Raw genomic sequence first — 16,874 nt, forward strand, 5'->3', positions numbered from 1 at the left:
CGGCGGGGCGGCGCACGGTGTCTCACCAGGGCAGCACGCCGTACCCGCCGCCGGCGTCCATCTGGAAGCCCCAGAGCAGCCCGCTCGGCTCGTCGGCCGGCAGCGTCGCCAGGTGCACGCTCACCTCGGCACCCTGCTCGGCGGTGCGGAAGCCGCTGTTGCTGTTCATGTCGGTGGCGCAGTAGCCCGGGTTCGCCGCGTTCACCTTGATCGGGGTGTCCCGCAGCTCCTTGGCGTACATCGCGGTGAGCATGTTCAGCGCCGCCTTCGACGACGGGTACGGCACGGAGGTCAGCTCGAACAGCGCGCCCGCCGGGTCGGTCATGACCGCGATCGAGCCGACCTCGCTCGACACGTTGACGATGCGGGCGGCCGGCGCCCGGCGCAGCAGCGGCAGCAGCGCGTTGGTCACCGTCGCCACCCCGAAGACGTTCGTCTCGTAGACGGTGCGCAGCGTCGCCAGGGTCGTCTCGCTGGGCAGCCCCCGTGCACCGTCAGCCAGCATGATGCCGGCGTTGTTGACCAGCACGTCCAGTCGGCCGTACTCCGCCTCCACCTGTTTCGCCGCGGCCGTCACCGACTCGGCATCGGTGATGTCGAGCGGCAGGAACACCGCGTCCGCGCCTCCGTCGCGCAGCTCCCGCTCCGCGGCCCGACCCCGCTCGGCGTCTCGCGCGCCCACCAGCACGGTCATCCCGAGGGCGCCGAGCTGGCGGGCGGTGGCGAAGCCGATCCCCTTGTTGGCCCCGGTGATCAGGGCGATCATGTTCGTCATGCCGTCGAGCCTCGCCGGGCTGGCCGCGCCGGGGGAGAGACGGGCGGAGGCTGGGACCGGCGGTACCACCTTCGCCGGCCGGGACCGGGGCATGCTGGAGGCATGACGAGCAGCGGGCTGCGGCGTGACGAACTGGCGGCCTTTCTGCGCACCCGCCGCGCCCGGCTGCGCCCCGCCGAGGTCGGGCTCCCCGAGGGCGAACGCCGACGCACCCCCGGGCTGCGCCGGCAGGAGGTCGCCCAACTCGCGGGGATGTCCATCGACTACTACATCCGGCTGGAGCAGGGCCGCGGACCGCACCCGTCCCGGCAGGTGCTCGCGTCGATGGCCCGAGCGCTGCTGCTCAGTCAGGACGAGCGCGAGTACCTGTTCCGGATCGCCGGGGAGAATCCGCTGCCGGCCGGCGGGCCGAGCCGGGAGGTGACCCCCGGGCTGCGGCACCTGCTCGACGCCATGACTGAGACTCCGGCGTACCTCGTCGACGCCGCGTACCAGGTGTTGGCCTGGAACCGGCTCGCCACGTACTTCATGGGCGACCTCACGGCCGTGCCGGACGCGGACCGCAACATGATCCGCTGGACCTTCCGGCGTCCGGCGACCAACAGCCACTGGACCGACGCCGAGACCATCTGCTTCGTCCGCAGCACCGTGGCGGACCTGCGGGCCGCCTACGGGCGCTACCCGGCCGACCCGGCGATCCGCGAGCTGGTCACCGAGCTGCTCGGCACCTCGCCCCGGTTCGCCCGGCTCTGGGCCGAGCACGATGTCGAGGAACGCCGCCCCATCGTCAAGCGGGTGCCGCACCCGGAGCTGGGATCGTTGGAGTTCGAGTGCCGGGTGCTGCACGTTTCGGAGACCGACCAGCGGATGATCGTCTACGTCCCCGAGCCCGGCTCGCCCACTCAGGCGCTGTTCCGCCGGCTCGCCGAGCGCGTCGGCTCCTGACCGCCGGGAACAGCGTGATTGACCCGCCGGGAACAGCGTGATGCCTCACAGTCATCAAGATGACGGTGAGGCATCACGCATTCAGGAGACCCGTCCGCCGAGCGGCGGGCTCAGGTCAGCGGGGGACGTAGGCGAAGGTGTCCGGGTTCGGGCCCTGCCGTCCGGCCTCGCCCCGGTTCAGCGCGGTGATCCGCTCCATCGCCGTGTCGTCCAGCTCGAAGTCGAAGATCCGGGTGTTCTCCTCGATCCGCTTCGGGGTGGTCGACTTCGGGAAGATGATGTCGCCGCGCTGCACGTGCCAGCGGAGCACCACCTGCGCCGGGGTCCGGTCGAGCTGACCGGCGATGTCGACCACCGTCGGGTCGTCCAGCACCTTGCCCTGCGCGATGGGTGACCACGCCTCGGTGAGGATGTTGTGCTCGCGGCCGTAGGCGCGGACCTCGTCGTTACCGAAGTACGGGTGTGCCTCGATCTGGTTGACCGCCGGCACGACGTCCGCCTCGGCGGCCAGCCGCTCCAGGTGCGCCACCTGGAAGTTCGACACGCCGATCGAGCGGGCGCGGCCGTCGCGCTGGAACTCCTCCAGCACCTTCCAGGTCGAGACGTAGTCGCCGTCGTACAGGGTCGGCAGCGGCCAGTGGATCAGGAACAGGTCGATGTAGTCCATCTTCAGCGCCGCGAGCGTCGAGTCGAACGCCTTGCGGGCGTCGTCGGGGCGGTGGAAGCCGTTGTTCAGCTTGCTGGTCACGTACACCGAACCCCGGTCGAGGCCGGACATCCGGACCGCCTCGCCGACCTCGGCCTCGTTGCCGTACATCTCGGCGGTGTCGATGTGCCGGTAGCCCGTCTCAAGGGCCGTCGTCACCGCCGCGACGGTGTCCTTCGGCTCGATCTGGAACACCCCGAAGCCGAGCTGCGGAATGGTGGTGCCGTCGTTCAGGCTGATGTCGGGAATGGTGATTGCCACTGCGGCTCCTTCGCGTCATCTTCGTTGCCTGTCATCCATACCCGGGTGGGCGGCCGGTGCACCGCCCAAACCGAGGTGACGAGCGCAACGCCGGGACGGTTCACCCGGTCGTGTCGAAGAGCACAGGCCAGGGCCGTGCCGCCGGCGGCGACGTCGCGGCGGACGCGGGCGGCGCGGGCTCGGCGTCGGCCAGCACCTCGGCGGCGAGCTGCCCGAACATCGACGCCGCCGGGTGTGCCGACCGGTCCGGCCAGGCCGCCGACGTCCGCTTGGCCAGCGGCGCGGCGGCGATCGGCCGCCAGGCGACGCGGGGTTCCCGTCGCGCCACCGTCGCCGGTTCCACGGCCACCGCGCCGCCGGCCAGCACCAGCCCGAAGAGGAACTCCGGGTTGCGGGCGGGGCGCACCCGGGCCGGTCGCCAACCCTGCTGTCGGCACACCGCCAGCAGGTGGTCGTGCCAGCCCGGGGCGGTGGCCCGGGGCGCGGCCACCAGATCCAGACCGGCCAGCGACGCGAGGGCCACCTCCCGGTCGCGGGCCAGCGGCGAGGTGCGCGGCAGCAACACCCCCAGGGGTACGTCGACCGGGGCGCCGAAGCGCAGCCCGTCCGCCGCCACCGGGTGGTGCACGAGCCCCACGTCCAGGGTCCGTTCGGCGAGCATCCGCACCTGCTCGGCGGTCGTCAGCTCGTGCAGCTCCACGTCCAGGCCGGCTGCCCGGGTGGTGAGCCCGTCCAGCAGCGCGCGCAGCGTCACCGCGGGCGTCTCGGGTGGCACCCCGGCCCGGAGTACGCCCAGCTCACCCGCCCGGACCTGCCCCATCAGGTTGCGGAGCCGACCCTCACCGGCGAGCAACTCCTCCGCCTCGCCGAGCAGCAGCTCACCGGCGGTGGTGAGGCGTACCTGGCGGCGGGACCGGTCGAACAACTCGACGGTCAGCTCCCGTTCCAGCCGCTGGATCGACTGACTCAGGGGCGGCTGGGCCATCCCGAGCAGCTCCGCGGCCCGCCCGAAGTGCAGCTCGTGCGCGACCACCACGAAGTGCCGCAGGTGCCGGAGCAGATCCACGGCCGGACCCTACGCCAGCGCCGGCGCCGGGCCGCTGGATACCGTGCTGACGTGGACGTCAGCGAGCGCATCGAGGCCATCTTCGCCGCCGTGGGGGTGACGGCCAGCCTGCACGTGGTGGACGTGGACGCCACCGACCCGACCCCCGGCGACGTTCTGGAGATCGGGGTGCGGGCCGACGACCAGGTGGTTATCGCCTCGATCTTCAAGGTCCTGCTGGTGCTGGAGTTCGCCCGGCAGGTCGAGGCCGGTCAACTGGACCCGACCGAACGGGTCCTGGTCACCGCCGACGACCGGCTCGGCGGGTGGGGTCTGGCCGGCTGCACCGACGACGCCGAGGTGTCGCTGCGCGACCTCGCGTACTTCGCCATGTCGGTCACCGACAACACCGCCGCCGACCTGCTGCTGCGCCGGGTCGGCCCGGACCTGCTGCCGATGCTCGCCGCCGAGCTGGGGCTGAGCCGTACCCGCGTCCTCGGCGGCCCTCGGGACCTGGTCGAGTTGATGCTCGCCGACGTGGGCGCACGCACCGAGGCGGAGTTCGCCCGGATCTTCCCCACGTTGTCGGCGGACCGGGTCCGGGCGATGCGGGTCTTCGACCCCGAGCACACCACCTCCAGCACCGCCCGGGAGATCACCCGGTTGCTCACCCTGATCTGGCGGGACGAGGCGGGGCCGGCTGCCGCCTGCGCGATGGTCCGCACCTGGATGGCCCGGCAGATCTTCTGGACCCGGCTGGCCTCCGGGTTTCCGCCGGGCGTCCGGGTCTCCGGAAAGACCGGCACCCTGCCCGGTCTGCACCTGGAGGCCGGGGTCGCCGAATATCCCGACGGTGGCCGGTACGCGATCGCTGTCTTCGCCCGCGCCGACCGGTTGGCCTCGCGGCGGATCGACGTGGACCTGGCGATGGGGGAGGCCGCCCGGACGGCCGTCGAGGCGCTGCGCGGCGACTGATTTCGCACCCGCCGCAGCCTCGGCGTGCCGCACCTGAGCTGGCCCGATATCCGCTGGCGTATCGGAGCCGGTCGTCTTCGATCTTGGACCGGAGCCCGGTGGCGCTGGTTGGCTCGTGGTCGACCAACCGCCCGACCACGGGGAGTAGAACCGCATGCCCAGTCTCGACCGCCGACGTTTCCTGCGCGACACCGCCGCCACCACCGCCCTGGTCACCACCGGCGGGCTCGCCGCCAGCGCCCCGGCCCACGCCGCGACGCCGGCCGCCGCACCCACTCCGACCGCCCGCCGTAGGGGCGCGGTCAGCTTCCGCTGGTGGGGTACGGCCGGCTGGCGCGTCGACATCGCCGACCGCACCGTTCTCGTCGACCCGTTCCTCAGCCGGATAGACACCGGGTTGTTCACCGGCGCGTTCAAGACCGACACCCCGTTGACCGTGCGCGCCGACGTGATCGACCCGCGCGTCGAGAAGGCCACGACGGTGCTGGTCACCCACACCCATTGGGACCACTTCATGGACGTGCCCTACATCGCCAAGCGCACCGGTGCGCGGGTGTTCGGCACGCTGACCGCGTACCACCTGGGGTTGGCCTACGGGGTGCCGTCGACGCAGCTCAGCCCGGTCAAGGGAGGTGAGGTGCTCGACTTCGGGGACCACACCGTCGAGGTGGTCGGCTCGCTGCACAGCCGCAACCCGTCGTACTCCCTGGCCTTTCCGGGGGTGCGGGTGAGCCAGCCCGCGCAGCCGGCGACCATCGCGGACCTGCCGGAGGGCGACACGCTGGGCTACCTGCTGCGAGTCGACGGCGGTCCGTCGGTGTACTTCACCGGGGCCAGCGACGTCGCCGAGCGGAACCTCACCGGCCTGGCGCCCGACGTGGCGATGGTGGCCCTGCAGAACGCCACCACCACGGGTGACTACCTGCCGCGTCTGCTGGCCGGCCTCGACTACCCGAAGGTCGTGGTGCCGGTGCACTTCGACAACTTCGAGACGGCGCTCCAGAACCCGCCGCCGGTCGCCCCGACCGACCGCACCCGGTTGAACGACATGATCGCGGCCGTGCGCCGGATCTCGCCGCGCAGCCGGGTGCTGGTGCCCGAGTACGAGACCGCGTACCACTTCTGACCGGACCGGGTGGGCGGTCGCGGCACGGCCGCCGCGACCCCCGCCGGGTCACCCGGCCTGCGCGGGATCGACGACCAGCACGGTCTTGCCGACCGCACCACCGGCCTCCATGGCCCGGTGCACGTCGGCGGCCTCCGCCAGCGGCCGGGTCGCCGTGACGCTGACCCGCAGCGCGCCGGCGTCGACCATGGCGGCCAGCCCGGCCAGCCCGACGTGATCCGGCTCCACGATGATCGGCAGCACCCGGATGCCCCGCTTGGCCGCCGGTCCGGTCGGGTCCGGCTCACCGCGCGGCACCGGGATCAGCAACCCGCCGCGACCCAGCACGTCCAACGAACGCAGCCGGGTGTCCCCGCCGACCAGGTCGACCACCACGTCGACCTGGTCGACGGCGTCCTCGAAGCGGATGGTGGTGTAGTCGACGGTCTCGTCCGCGCCCAACTCGCGCAGGAACGCGTGCCGCTCGGTGCGGGCCGTGCCGATGACGTACGCGCCCCGGGCCTTCGCGATCTGCACGGCGAGGTGACCGACGCCGCCGGCCGCGGCGTGGATGAGCACCCGCTGGCCCGGCCGCACGTCGGCGGCCTCGACGAGCTGCCAGGCGGTCAACCCGACCAGCGGCAGGGCGGCGGCCGGGACGTGCCCGACCGTGGCCGGTTTCCGGGCGAGCTGCCGGGACGGCACGCTGATGTACTCGGCGTACGTGCCCGCGCGGCGGGGAAAGAACGCCAGGCCGTAGACCTCGTCGCCGGGGCGGAACCTGGTCACCCCGTACCCGGTCTCGGCCACCACCCCGGACAGGTCCCAGCCGGGGATGAACGGCGGCGGCCCGACGACCGGGGCGAACCCGCCGCCGGAGCGGGTCTTGCCGTCGATCGGGTTGACGCCCGCGGCGACGATGCGGACGAGCACCTCCGTCGGGATGGGCTCCGGGTCGGGCACCTCGGTGAGGCGGAGCACCTCCGGCCCGCCGTAGCGGTCCTGCTGGATTGCGCGCATCCTCCCAGACTGCCTGCCGAACGGGCCGGTGGCGGCCCTTTCACCCGACCCGCGGACAGACGCGCCGGGGTCAGGCGGCGGTCATCTCCGCCAGGGCCCGCACCGACTTCCAGTTGCGGCTGGTCGACACCACGCCGAGCTTCTTCTCCAGGTACGCGTTGGTGAACTTCGACCGCCCGTAACCGCCGTCGACGAAGTGCAGGAAGACCTCCCGGCCGGTCACCGTGAACGACACGTTCTCCCCACCGGGCACGGAGAGGGCGTCCACCGTGGACTTCTTCGGCGGGGTGGCGAGGAAGGCCACCAGCAGCCTCGTCGGGTCGTCCTCCCGGTCGGCGTACGGGTTGCCGCCGGCGATCGCCGCCAGCTCCCGGCCGCTGCGTACCAGCACCGGCACCGTCAACGCCAACTCGTCGGTGAGCGCCCGCTCGATCCCGGCGGCCAGCTTCTCCGCGTCGCGCACGGTGCTGCCGAAGGCCACGTTGCCGCTCTGCAGGTACGTCCTGACGTCCTCGTGCCCGAGGTCGGTGACGATCCGGCGCAGGTCGGCCATCGCCAGCCGGGTGGTGCCGACGTTGACCCCGCGCAACAGGGCGACGTACCGGGTCATGGCTCCTCCTGGGTTCGCGGCCGACCGGCTCAGCGTAGGCCGCCCGGCCCCACCAGTCCCGTTTCGTAGGCGACGATGACCAGTTGCGCCCGGTCGCGTACGGCCAGCTTGGTCAGCAGCCGCCCGACGTGCGTCTTGACGGTGGCCTGGCTGAGGTTGAGGTGCGTGGCCAGCTCCGCGTTGGACAGGCCGCGGGCGATCAGCGCGAGCACCTCCCGTTCCCGCTCGGTCACCCCGTCGAGCTGCCGGGGCAGCGGCCGGGTCGGCTCCGGTTGCCGGGCGAACTCGTCGATCAGCCGGCGGGTCACCGTCGGCGCGAGCAGCCCCTCACCGGCGGCGACCACCCGGATCCCGGTCAGCAGGTCCGCTGGCGGGGTGTCCTTGAGCAGGAAGCCGCTGGCACCGGCGCGCAGCGCCCCGTAGACGTACTCGTCCAGGTCGAACGTGGTCAGGATGATGACCCGCGTGCCGGCCGTCGCCGGGTCGGCGCAGATCCGCCGGGTCGCCTCGATGCCGTCCATCTCCGGCATCCGGACGTCCATCAGCACCACGTCCGGACGGTGCCGTTGGGTCAACGCGACGGCTTCCACGCCGGTGCCCGCCTCGCCGACAGTCGTGCAGTCCCCGGCGAGATCCACCAGCAGCCGGAAGCTGCCGCGCAGCAGCGCCTGGTCGTCGGCGATCAGCACCCGGATCACGTGGCCACCCGGTAGGGCAGGCTGGCCGTCACCGCGAAGCCGCCATCGGAGCGTGGCCCGGCCCGGAACTCCCCACCGTGCAACGCCACCCGTTCCCGCATGCCGATCAACCCGTGCCCCTCCCCGCCGATCAGCACCGGACGCCGACCGTCGTCGGTCACCTCCACCCGCACCTCGTCGGGGGTGACGGTCACCGTAGCCCGGCAGGCGGCCGGCGCCGCGTGCTTCACCACGTTGGTCACCGCCTCCTGCACGATCCGGTACACCGCGAGGCCCACCGACTCCGGGACCGTGCCGGCCGGTTCCTCCCGCCGGACGTCGAGCCGGACGTCGACACCGCCGATCGCCGCCTGCTGGGCGAGCACGGGCAACTCGTCCAGCCCGGGCATCGGGGCGTACGGGGTGCCCTCCCGCAGGACGCCGAGCACCCGACGGACGTCGGTCAGCGCGGTGCGGCCGGTCTCCTCGATCACCCGCAGTGCGGCCCCCGCCTCCCGTGGGTCGGCCTCGGCGACGTGGTTGGCGACGGCCGCCTTCACCACGATGAGGCTCAGCGTGTGCGCCACGACGTCGTGCAGCTCGCGGGCCACCCGCAGCCGTTCCTCGGTGGCGGCCTGACGGACCAGCTGGTCACTCTGCCGGCTGGCGAGGGCACGTCGTTCCCGGAGCAGCCAGCCGATCACCCAGGCAGGCGCGATCATGACGGTGGCGTACACGACGGCACCGGTGCGTGACCACAGATCGCCAGCGGTCAGCACCAGCGCGACGCTCACCAGAGCGAGACAACCGGCGGCGCTGAGCAGCGAGCGGCGGGTGGTCGTCGACACGGCCACCGTGTAGAAGGACAGACCGATGGCGACCGCCGGCGCGGCAGCGGCGAAGTTGGGGATCACGCCGGTGACCAGGGTCGCGGCGGTGCTGCCGCTGATCACGACGGCGACGGGGATCGGCCACCGCCGCCGGACGGCCAGCGGCAGCCCGAGGACCATCCCGACGAGCACGGACACCCAGAGCGGCTCGCGTACGCCACCGTGCAGCGGCGACTCCAGCGCCGCGTACGGGCAGAGCAGCCCACCGACCGCCACGGCCAGCACGGCGTCCACGATGTACAGGTCCACCGGCCGCAGCCGCCGGGTCAGCAGGGGAGCGGTCACCTGCCAGACGGTAGCGGCCAGCCGGGTCGGCCGCGTCCACCCACGGGCGGTCATCCTCCAGGACGACGTACCGGCGATTCCGGGCCTTCGCCTCCACCCGGGGGAGGGCTGGAAAGTGTCCGCGCCGGCACGACGCGCGGCACCCCACGCACCGGGCACCGTGGCGGTCATGACCACACACACGGTGACCCTGACGGGGCTGCGCGCGGTGTACGGCACCGGGACCCGGCGGGTGACGGCGCTCGACGGCGTGACGACCGGCTTCGCGAGCGGCACGTTCACGGCGGTGATGGGCCCTTCGGGCTCGGGGAAGTCCACCCTGCTGCACTGCGCGGCGGGGCTGGACAGCCCGACCGAGGGGACCGTCACAATCGACGGCACCCGCCTGGACGACCTCGGCGAGGACGAGCTGACCCGGCTGCGGCGTGACCGGATCGGGTTCGTGTTCCAGGCGTTCAACCTGGTGTCCACGCTGACCGCCGCGCAGAACATCGAGTTGCCGTTGCGCCTGGCCGGCCGCCGCCCGCCGGCTCGGGACGTCGTCGCGGCGCTCGACGCCGTCGGCTTGGCCGACCGGGCCGGGCACCGGCCGAGTGAGCTGTCCGGCGGCGAGCAGCAGCGCGTCGCCGTGGCCCGCGCGTTGATCACCCGCCCGGCGGTGGTCTTCGCCGACGAGCCGACCGGAGCGCTGGACAGCGCGGCGTCCCGACAGGTGCTCCGACTGCTGCGCGGGCTCGTCGACGACCACGGGCAGACCGTCGTGATGGTGACCCACGATCCCGCCGCCGCCGCGTACGCCGATCGGGTCCTGCTGCTCGCCGACGGCCGTGTCGTCGACGAGCTGGAGAGCGGGATCACCGCGGCGGTGGTCGCCGCCCGGATCGCCGAGCGTGAGGCCGGCCCGTCCCGGCACGCGGCGACGCCTGCGGGGCCGTCGTGGTGAGCATCCGGCGGGCGGTCAGCGCGTTCGTGGCCGTGGCCCTCGGGGTCACGTTGGTCGCGGCGGCCACTCTGCTCCTCGCCTCCGGGCGCCCACAGGTGCCGGATCGGCTCGCGCGGGCGGCGGTCGTGGTGCAGAGCCCCGAAGCGGGCGCGTCGGCCGACTCGTTCGTGCCGACCCGACCCTGGTCCGCCACCGCGACGGCGGGACTCGTCGGCCGGCTGGCCGCCCTGCCCGGTGTCGCGGCGGCGGTGCCGGACCGGACCTTCTACGCCCAGCCGATGGTCGACGGTCGACCCGCGGGCACCGACAACCGGCGGGAGGACGCCCACCAGGGACACGGTTGGTCCAGTGCCCAGCTCGGTGGACTGCGCCTCACGGCCGGCGAACCGCCGCGCAGGCCCGGCGAGGTGGTCGTCGGCCGCGCGCTCGGGCTGCGCAGCGGCGCGCCGGTCACCCTGCTGACGGCTGTGGGTGCGGAGTCGTACACCGTCACCGGTCTGGTCGACGGGCCCGGCGTCCATGTCGCGGACGAGGTCGCCGCCACGCTCGCGCCCGGCGTCCGGGCCATCGGGCTGGTGCTCGCCGCGGACGCAGACCCGGAGCGGGTCGCCTCGGCGGCTCGCGGAATCGTCGGCACCGACGGACAGGTGCTCACCGGCGACGCGCGTGGCGCGCTGGAGCCGCGCAACGACGCCCGCACCCGCTGGATCGGCATGCAGGTGCTCACCGCCACGGCCGCCCTCGCCGGCTTCGTCACGGTGTTCGTGGTCGCCTCCACCTTCGCGTTCACCATCGCGCAACGCCGCCGTGAGCTGGGCCTGCTGCGCGCCGTCGGCGCCACCGGACGACAGGTCCGCCGCATGGTGTACGGCGAGGCGCTCGTCGTCGGCGCCTCGGGCGGGATCGTCGGTCTGCTGCTCGGCGGAGGGCTCGCGCCGCTGCTCGGTTGGCTTCTCGTCGACGCCGGCTTCGAACCATCGACCTTCCGGGTCAGGTACGAGCTCTGGCCGGTGGCGCTCTCGCTCGTCGCCGGGCCGGTGATCTCGCTGCTGGCCGTCTGGTCGGCGTCCCGCCGGGCGGCGCGGATTCGACCGTTGGAGGCGTTGCGCGAGGCGGCGGTGGAGCAGCGACCGATCGGGCGGCTACGCGTCGCCACCGGCGCGCTGCTCGTCGCGGTGGGGGTCGCCCTCAGCGTCGGGACGGCGACCGCCGACGAGGCCCGCGTCGCTGGGCAGTACGCCCTGTACGCGGTGATGGCGCTGGTGGCCGGTGCCACAGTGCTCTCCCCGGCGGTGGTCGGGCCGGTGGTGCGACTGCTGCGGTCGCCGGTGCGGCGGCGTGGTGGCGCGATCGGGATGCTGGTCCGGGGCGGGGCGTTGACCGCGACCCGGCGGACCGCGTCCACTGCCGCCCCGGTGCTGCTCACCGTCGCGTTCGCGGTGCTGGTGTCCGGGATGGTGCGGACCACCACCGCCGCCTACGCGGCAGGACGGGCGGACAACGTGAACGCCGGCTGGATCGTGCTGCCCGACCGGGCACCCGGGCTGTCCGACCAGGCCGTCGCCGCCACCGGTGGCACCGCCCTCCTGCCGACCACTGTCTTTCGCACCGATCCCGGAACAGTGCCGGCGGACCGGCCGCTGACCGCGCTGGGCGTGGACCCGGCCGGCTTCGCCGCCGCGAACCGGGCGCTCACCGTCGTCGCCGGCTCGCTCGACGACCTGCGCGGTGACGACGCTGTGGTGGTGACCGCCTCGGCGAACCTGCGGCCGTCCGAGCCGTACGCGGTGGTCTTCGCTGACGGGACGTTGGTGTCGCTGCGCGTCGTCGCCGTGGTCACCGACACCTCCCTCCCCGGGGACCTGCTCGTGCCCCGGGCGGTGGTGCGTACGCACGACCCGTCGGCGCTGACGTCCACTGTGTACGTCCGGGACCGGCTCGATCCACCGGTCGGTGCGCGGATCGTCGACGTCGCCACCTGGGCGGCCGAGGCGGACGCCGCCGAGGACCGACTCGTCTGGCTCTTCACGCTGCTGCTGATCGGTGTGTCCGCCGGCTACGGGGCCATCGCGGTGGCGAACACGCTGCTGCTGGCCGCCGCCGGCCGGGCCGCGGACCTACGGCTGATCCGGCTGGCCGGGGCGACCCGGCGACAGGTCGTCTGGCTGGTCACTGCCGAGTCCGCACTGGTGGTCCTGATCGGCGCGCTGCTCGGCGGGGCTGTCGCGTTCGCCGGCCTGCTCAGCATCCGCGCCGGCCTCGCCGAGCAGGTCGGTGCCCCCGTCGACCTGGTGGTGCCGTGGTCGGTGGTCGCCGGGGTGGTGGGGCTGTGCCTGCTGCTCGCGGCGCTGGCGAGCGTGCTGCCGACGTGGCGGTCGCTGCGGCACCGGCCCGCGCGGTCATCGGTCGGGCTCGCCGGATGACCGCGTCCCCGCCCCCCGAAGAAGCGGCCGGGCCGCTACCGTCCACGGATGCGAACCGCGCGGCCGGTCGGGCTGCTGCTCTCCGCCGCCGCCGTGGTGCTCTGGGCGTTCGGCGTGACAGTGCTGCAACCGCTGACCGAGCCGATCGGCCCGTGGTCGGAGAGGCTGCCGGGCAACAACGCCTACTGGGCCCGCGACCTGCGGTTCATGGCGATCATGGCGGTGGCGGTCGGACTGGTCCTGGCCGGCCGGGGGCAGTTGCGCTGGAGTCGGTCGGCGGTGCTGCTCGGCGGCTGCTGGGTCGCCGCCGACGTGGCGATCGACCGGGTCGACCCGATCGGCGTCCGGGCGACGGTGCTGCTCGCCGTCGGCGGTTGCGCCGTGCTCGGTGCGCTCGCGGCGACGCTGTGGTGGCGGGAGCGCCGCGCGCCCTCAGCCCAGGGCGGTGAGGCGCCGTCAGCCGCCGAGCGGAGGACGCTGACCGGCGCGGCCTGTGTGGCCGGGGTGCTGACGCTCGTGGCGGCCGGCATCGAGTCACCGACCGACCGGGAGCCGGAGCTGCACCAGGGCGCCCTGGCCACGGCGGCGCTGCTGGTCGTCCTGGCCGTCGGTGCCGCACTGGCGGCGGCCCCGGCGCGTACCCGGGCCCGTGTCGGGCTGGCGGCCGGCCTCGCCGTGGCGGCGATGGTTGGCGTCGGGCTGGTCCGGGCCGTCGCTCCCGGCACGCGACTCCTGCCGGAGACGGCCCTCGGTGCGGTGCTGCTCACCGGCGTCACAGTGCTGGCCTGGGACTGGCCGGGCGGTCGGCCGATCTGGCGGCACCACGCGCTGGCCGCCCTCGCCGCGTTGCTGGGTCCGGTGGCATTCCTGCTGGCCACCGCCATCCCCATGATGTTCCTGCTGCCGATCGGGGCGACGTTCACCGAGCTGGCCGGCAACAGCCCGATCAACGCGGCCGACTCCGACCTGCTGGTCTCGCTGTGCGGGCTGCTCTCCGGGCTCGCGATGGCCCTGCTGCTGGCCCGGCCGGCGGTCACTGACCGCCGGTAGCTCACTCGACGACCGGCAGCACGACCTCGTTGCGGCGCAGGAACCACGGTTTCCACGGCAGGTCGAAGCGTGCGTACCGGATCGCGCCGGTGGGTTGCAGCCCGGCGGCGGTGACCGACCGGCCGAGCATGGTTGCCCGCTGGCTGAACGCCTGCTCCGTCCACCGGCCGGAGAAGCGTATGGCCGCGGCCAGTTGCGCCGGAATCTCGCGGATCCGCACCCGGGCGTCCACCGGCTCGGGCACTGTGGCGGCGGTGAAGGTGGCCGGCATGACGAACTGGACGAGGTACGCGCCCGGCCACTCACCCTCCACCTGCACCACCGGCACCGTCATGGCGATCTTCTCCGAGCCGTCGGACGCGGACGTCGCCGGCGTGTTCGACCCGATCGGGTGCCGAGCCCGGTTGGCACCCCCGATGTACGCGGCCAGCGGCCGGAACGCCTCGATCGGCGCGCGGGTGAACGACGCCTGGATCTGCATCTCGGCCACCAGGTGGGCCGGGTACCGACGCAGCTCGAAGCCGGGGTGTCGGGACACCACCCGGTACGGCTGCTGTTCGGTCATCGCGCGGCTCCCAGGGTCTCCTGGGACAGACGCTACCGCCCGTCCGGCTCCCGCTCGGCCGAAGTCGACTGCTCCGGTCCCGGGGCGACAGCTCGCGCGGTCAGCCGCCAGTACTGCCGCTTGCTCTCGTCGCGCAGCACCACACCGAGCAGGCCCAGCTCCCGTCGGAGTTCCCGGGCGTCGTCGCGGCGGTCCCGCTCGACCGCCCGAACGCGCGCGCGCAGCAGTGCGTCCGCGCCGGCGGGCAGGCCGGGCAGGTCGGGCACCCACAGCCGGTACGCCGACCGGTGCGGGTCGTCGTCCGCCCAACCCCAGCCGTGCGTCCGGAACGCCGCGGCCAGTTTGTTGGCCGGCAGGTCCGTCGGCTCCCGGACGAGTTCCGCGCCGTCGGCGTCGAGCAGCACCAGGTGCCCGTCGGCGAGGAAGACCACCCGGGCGTCGACCCGTGCGACGGTCCGGTCCTGGTCGGAGCGGCGCAGCCGGACCTGCGCCGCGTCGACGGTGACGATCAGCCGCTCGGCGGTGCCGATCCCGGCGATGACCAGACCGCCCAGGACGCCCACCGCGATCGTGCCGAAGGTGGCCTGCGGTTCGGGCAGCCGGTCCAGCCACTCGATCAGATCGCCGAACGGCACCCAGGGCAGCCGGGCGAGCCAACCGGTCGTGGCCGCGAGGAGCCATCCCACGCCCGCGCCGAGCAGCGGAAAGCCGCCCCACATGACCGCCAGCTCCACCGGGCCGCCGCTGACCACGGTGCGTGGTCGGTAGCCGGCCATGTCCATGGTCAGGACACCTCGCGGCGGAGCGTCCGGAACAGCCCGGCGGCCAGCGGCAGGACCATCCAGACCAGCAGGGACACCCCCAACCGCCCCCACTGCTCGCCGGTGACGTGGCTGGTGAAGAGGGGTTCCATCGTCTGGTTGGGGTCGAGCCAGCCGGCCGGTCCGCGCAGCGGCCGGACCACCTCGCTGAGCACCGTCCAGAGGGTGGGCAGGAGCAGGTAGCCGACGATGGCCAGCGGCGGGTTGAGCAGCAGCAGACCGAAGGCGGCACCCATGAGCACGCTGGCGACCTGGACGATCCCCGCGTGCAGGATCAGCGTCGCGTCGACCTGCCAGGTGCCCGCGCCGCCCGTGGCGGACGCCACCCACGTCCCCACGGCGGCGACCGCCACTGTGACAAGCAGGGAGGCGAGCGCGGCCAGCACCACAGCGATCAGCTTCGCGGCCACTACCCGCTCCCGGAGAGGCACCAGGGCGTACGTGGTGAGGGCGGTGCGCTGGGACCACTCGCTGGTGATCGACAGGATGCCCAGCACCGGCAGGAGCACGCTGACGGGCAACAGCGAGGTGACGAAGAAGGTGAAGAAAGTCTGTTCGGCGGCCTCGGCGTAGATCAGCAGGAGGGTGACGATCGCGACGACGACCAGGCCGATGGAGATCAGCAGCCAGCGGCCGGCCCGGGTGTCGACGAGCTTGCGCAGTTCCACGGCGGTGAGCCGGAGCAGCGACGGGCGGGGTGCCGGGACGTGCCGCCGTGCCGCGACGGCGTCGGTGGTGGGCGCGGTGGTGGTCATCGGACGGCCTCCTTGGTGGATTCGCCGGCGGTCAGGGTGAGGAAGAGCTGTTCCAGGCCGCCGCCGCCGGCGGGGCGCAGCTCGGCCAGCGCGACACCGGCGTCCGCGGTGGCCTGGCCGACCGTCTCGGCGTCGGCCTGCACGAGCAGCCCGTCGGGGCCGTCCGCGGCGGTGAGGCCGGCCACGTCCAGCGCCCGGCGCAGGGCCGCGCCGTCGCGGGCCCGGACCACGGTGCCGCCGCCGGCCAGCAGCTCGTTCTTGTTGCCCTGGGCCACGATCCGGCCACCCCCGATCACCACCAGCCGGTCCGCGACCGCCTCCACCTCGCGCAGCAGGTGGGAGGAGAGCAGCACCGTGCCGCCCCGGTCGGCGAAGTCGCGCAGCAGGCCGCGCATCCAGAAGATCCCCTCCGGGTCCAGGCCGTTCGCCGGCTCGTCGAGGATCAGCACCCGGGGGTCACCGAGCAGCGCGTGCGCCAGGCCGAGGCGCTGGCGCATGCCCAACGAGTACGCCCGGACCCGGCGCTTCGCGGCCACCGCGTTCAACCCGACCAGGTCGAGCTTCGCGGCGACCTCGCGCCGGTCCAACCCCATGGTGTACGCGGACAGCGTCAACGCCTCGCGGCCGGTGCGCCCGGCGTGCTGGGCGGAGGCGTCCAGCAGCACCCCGACCTCACGCCCCGGGTTGGGCAGCTCCCGGTAGGGGCGCCCGGAGACGGTGGCGCGGCCGGCGGTCGGCGCGGTGAGCCCGCAGATCATGCGCATGGTGGTCGACTTGCCGGCGCCGTTGGGGCCGAGGAAGCCGGTGACGGTGCCCGGCTCGCAGTGGAACGAGACGTCGTCCACCGCCGGGTGTGGCCCGTATCGCTTGGTGAGGTTCTCCACGGTGATCATGTGGTCGAGCCTGCCCGCGCCGCCCGGCCATCCGCTGCGGCCGCCGGTCGATGCCGTACCGACCTTGGTCGACCGGCGGGTCTCGACTTTGGTAGCTGGTCGTGGTGCCCTTCGGCTGCCTAGCATGGTG

The 16,874-nt window shown here is 73.6% G+C and carries 17 protein-coding genes; 6 read left to right on the forward strand and 11 right to left on the reverse strand.

Going from position 1 to position 16,874, the window contains the following annotated elements; all coding sequences use genetic code 11:
• Positions 1 to 22: 22 nt before the first annotated feature.
• Positions 23 to 775, reverse strand: coding sequence for an SDR family oxidoreductase (locus HNR22_RS24625; protein WP_179782330.1), 753 nt, complete (start codon positions 773 to 775; stop codon positions 23 to 25).
• 102 nt (positions 776 to 877) lie between these two features.
• Here HNR22_RS24625 and HNR22_RS24630 point away from each other — a divergent pair, with 102 nt between their 5' ends.
• The gene (locus HNR22_RS24630) at positions 878 to 1,720 is read left to right on the forward strand and encodes a helix-turn-helix transcriptional regulator (protein ID WP_179782331.1); all 843 of its coding nucleotides are present in this window, start codon (positions 878 to 880) and stop codon (positions 1,718 to 1,720) included.
• Between the two features lie 115 nt (positions 1,721 to 1,835).
• Here HNR22_RS24630 and HNR22_RS24635 read toward each other — a convergent pair whose 3' ends face one another.
• Positions 1,836 to 2,687, reverse strand: a complete 852-nt coding sequence (locus HNR22_RS24635; RefSeq protein WP_179782332.1) for an aldo/keto reductase — start codon at positions 2,685 to 2,687, stop codon at positions 1,836 to 1,838.
• Positions 2,688 to 2,787: 100 nt separating this feature from the next.
• On the reverse strand, positions 2,788 to 3,753 hold the full coding sequence (locus HNR22_RS24640; protein WP_179782333.1) for a LysR substrate-binding domain-containing protein: 966 nt from the start codon (positions 3,751 to 3,753) through the stop codon (positions 2,788 to 2,790).
• Between the two features lie 51 nt (positions 3,754 to 3,804).
• Between HNR22_RS24640 and HNR22_RS24645 the strand changes: the two genes are divergently transcribed.
• On the forward strand, positions 3,805 to 4,707 hold the full coding sequence (locus HNR22_RS24645) for a serine hydrolase (RefSeq protein WP_179782334.1): 903 nt from the start codon (positions 3,805 to 3,807) through the stop codon (positions 4,705 to 4,707).
• Between the two features lie 154 nt (positions 4,708 to 4,861).
• Entirely contained in the window at positions 4,862 to 5,833 is a 972-nt protein-coding gene (locus tag HNR22_RS24650; RefSeq protein ID WP_179782335.1) for an MBL fold metallo-hydrolase, read from the forward strand.
• Between the two features lie 48 nt (positions 5,834 to 5,881).
• Here the strand turns inward: HNR22_RS24650 and HNR22_RS24655 are convergent, their stop codons facing one another.
• The 4 genes from HNR22_RS24655 to HNR22_RS24670 form a co-directional block, all read right to left on the reverse strand.
• The gene (locus HNR22_RS24655) at positions 5,882 to 6,832 is read right to left on the reverse strand and encodes an NADP-dependent oxidoreductase (RefSeq protein WP_179782336.1); all 951 of its coding nucleotides are present in this window, start codon (positions 6,830 to 6,832) and stop codon (positions 5,882 to 5,884) included.
• A gap of 70 nt (positions 6,833 to 6,902) precedes the next feature.
• The gene (locus HNR22_RS24660; RefSeq protein ID WP_179782337.1) at positions 6,903 to 7,442 is read right to left on the reverse strand and encodes a DUF1697 domain-containing protein; all 540 of its coding nucleotides are present in this window, start codon (positions 7,440 to 7,442) and stop codon (positions 6,903 to 6,905) included.
• Between the two features lie 29 nt (positions 7,443 to 7,471).
• Positions 7,472 to 8,140 carry a response regulator gene (locus HNR22_RS24665; protein ID WP_179782338.1) on the reverse strand — a complete coding sequence of 223 codons (669 nt, stop codon included), beginning with the start codon at positions 8,138 to 8,140 and terminating at the stop codon, positions 7,472 to 7,474.
• Positions 8,137 to 9,294: a sensor histidine kinase gene (locus HNR22_RS24670; RefSeq protein WP_343059950.1), complete on the reverse strand. Its 1,158-nt coding sequence runs from the start codon at positions 9,292 to 9,294 to the stop codon at positions 8,137 to 8,139. The genes HNR22_RS24665 and HNR22_RS24670 overlap by 4 nt, the downstream gene beginning before the upstream one ends.
• Before the next feature lie 169 nt (positions 9,295 to 9,463).
• Between HNR22_RS24670 and HNR22_RS24675 the strand changes: the two genes are divergently transcribed.
• Genes HNR22_RS24675 through HNR22_RS24685 form a run of 3 tightly spaced genes read left to right on the forward strand, consistent with a single transcriptional unit; the run spans position 9,464 to position 13,710 of the window.
• Positions 9,464 to 10,237, forward strand: coding sequence for an ABC transporter ATP-binding protein (locus tag HNR22_RS24675; RefSeq protein WP_179782340.1), 774 nt, complete (start codon positions 9,464 to 9,466; stop codon positions 10,235 to 10,237).
• A complete protein-coding gene (locus tag HNR22_RS24680; protein WP_343059951.1) occupies positions 10,231 to 12,660 on the forward strand; it encodes an ABC transporter permease in 2,430 nt (809 codons plus the stop codon). Before HNR22_RS24675 ends, HNR22_RS24680 begins: the two co-directional genes overlap by 7 nt.
• Before the next feature lie 48 nt (positions 12,661 to 12,708).
• Positions 12,709 to 13,710 carry a hypothetical protein gene (locus HNR22_RS24685; protein ID WP_179782341.1) on the forward strand — a complete coding sequence of 334 codons (1,002 nt, stop codon included), beginning with the start codon at positions 12,709 to 12,711 and terminating at the stop codon, positions 13,708 to 13,710.
• Between the two features lies 1 nt (position 13,711).
• On the opposite strand, the gene HNR22_RS24690 is transcribed toward HNR22_RS24685, so the two are convergent.
• Genes HNR22_RS24690 through HNR22_RS24705 form a run of 4 tightly spaced genes read right to left on the reverse strand, consistent with a single transcriptional unit; the run spans position 13,712 to position 16,744 of the window.
• Positions 13,712 to 14,275 carry an SOUL family heme-binding protein gene (locus HNR22_RS24690; RefSeq protein ID WP_179782342.1) on the reverse strand — a complete coding sequence of 188 codons (564 nt, stop codon included), beginning with the start codon at positions 14,273 to 14,275 and terminating at the stop codon, positions 13,712 to 13,714.
• 32 nt (positions 14,276 to 14,307) lie between these two features.
• The gene (locus tag HNR22_RS24695) at positions 14,308 to 15,057 is read right to left on the reverse strand and encodes a YqeB family protein (RefSeq protein ID WP_179782343.1); all 750 of its coding nucleotides are present in this window, start codon (positions 15,055 to 15,057) and stop codon (positions 14,308 to 14,310) included.
• A gap of 2 nt (positions 15,058 to 15,059) precedes the next feature.
• Positions 15,060 to 15,851: an ABC transporter permease gene (locus tag HNR22_RS24700; protein WP_179782344.1), complete on the reverse strand. Its 792-nt coding sequence runs from the start codon at positions 15,849 to 15,851 to the stop codon at positions 15,060 to 15,062.
• A complete protein-coding gene (locus HNR22_RS24705; protein ID WP_179782345.1) occupies positions 15,848 to 16,744 on the reverse strand; it encodes an ABC transporter ATP-binding protein in 897 nt (298 codons plus the stop codon). Before HNR22_RS24705 ends, HNR22_RS24700 begins: the two co-directional genes overlap by 4 nt.
• Between the last annotated feature and the right edge of the window lie 130 nt (positions 16,745 to 16,874).

This window comes from Micromonospora jinlongensis (genome assembly GCF_013410645.1).
In the GTDB taxonomy this organism is placed as follows: domain Bacteria; phylum Actinomycetota; class Actinomycetes; order Mycobacteriales; family Micromonosporaceae; genus Micromonospora; species Micromonospora zamorensis.

Bases quoted from the DNA above. Each gene is read 5' to 3' on its own strand.
- HNR22_RS24625 (WP_179782330.1), bottom strand. From the start codon at position 775: ATGACGAACATGATCGCCCTGATCACCGGGGCCAACAAGGGGATCGGC.
- HNR22_RS24630 (WP_179782331.1), top strand. From the start codon at position 878: ATGACGAGCAGCGGGCTGCGGCGTGACGAACTGGCGGCCTTTCTGCGC.
- HNR22_RS24650 (WP_179782335.1), top strand. From the start codon at position 4,862: ATGCCCAGTCTCGACCGCCGACGTTTCCTGCGCGACACCGCCGCCACC.
- HNR22_RS24655 (WP_179782336.1), bottom strand. From the start codon at position 6,832: ATGCGCGCAATCCAGCAGGACCGCTACGGCGGGCCGGAGGTGCTCCGC.
- HNR22_RS24660 (WP_179782337.1), bottom strand. From the start codon at position 7,442: ATGACCCGGTACGTCGCCCTGTTGCGCGGGGTCAACGTCGGCACCACC.
- HNR22_RS24675 (WP_179782340.1), top strand. From the start codon at position 9,464: ATGACCACACACACGGTGACCCTGACGGGGCTGCGCGCGGTGTACGGC.
- HNR22_RS24685 (WP_179782341.1), top strand. From the start codon at position 12,709: ATGCGAACCGCGCGGCCGGTCGGGCTGCTGCTCTCCGCCGCCGCCGTG.
- HNR22_RS24690 (WP_179782342.1), bottom strand. From the start codon at position 14,275: ATGACCGAACAGCAGCCGTACCGGGTGGTGTCCCGACACCCCGGCTTC.
- HNR22_RS24695 (WP_179782343.1), bottom strand. From the start codon at position 15,057: ATGGACATGGCCGGCTACCGACCACGCACCGTGGTCAGCGGCGGCCCG.
- HNR22_RS24700 (WP_179782344.1), bottom strand. From the start codon at position 15,851: ATGACCACCACCGCGCCCACCACCGACGCCGTCGCGGCACGGCGGCAC.
- HNR22_RS24705 (WP_179782345.1), bottom strand. From the start codon at position 16,744: ATGATCACCGTGGAGAACCTCACCAAGCGATACGGGCCACACCCGGCG.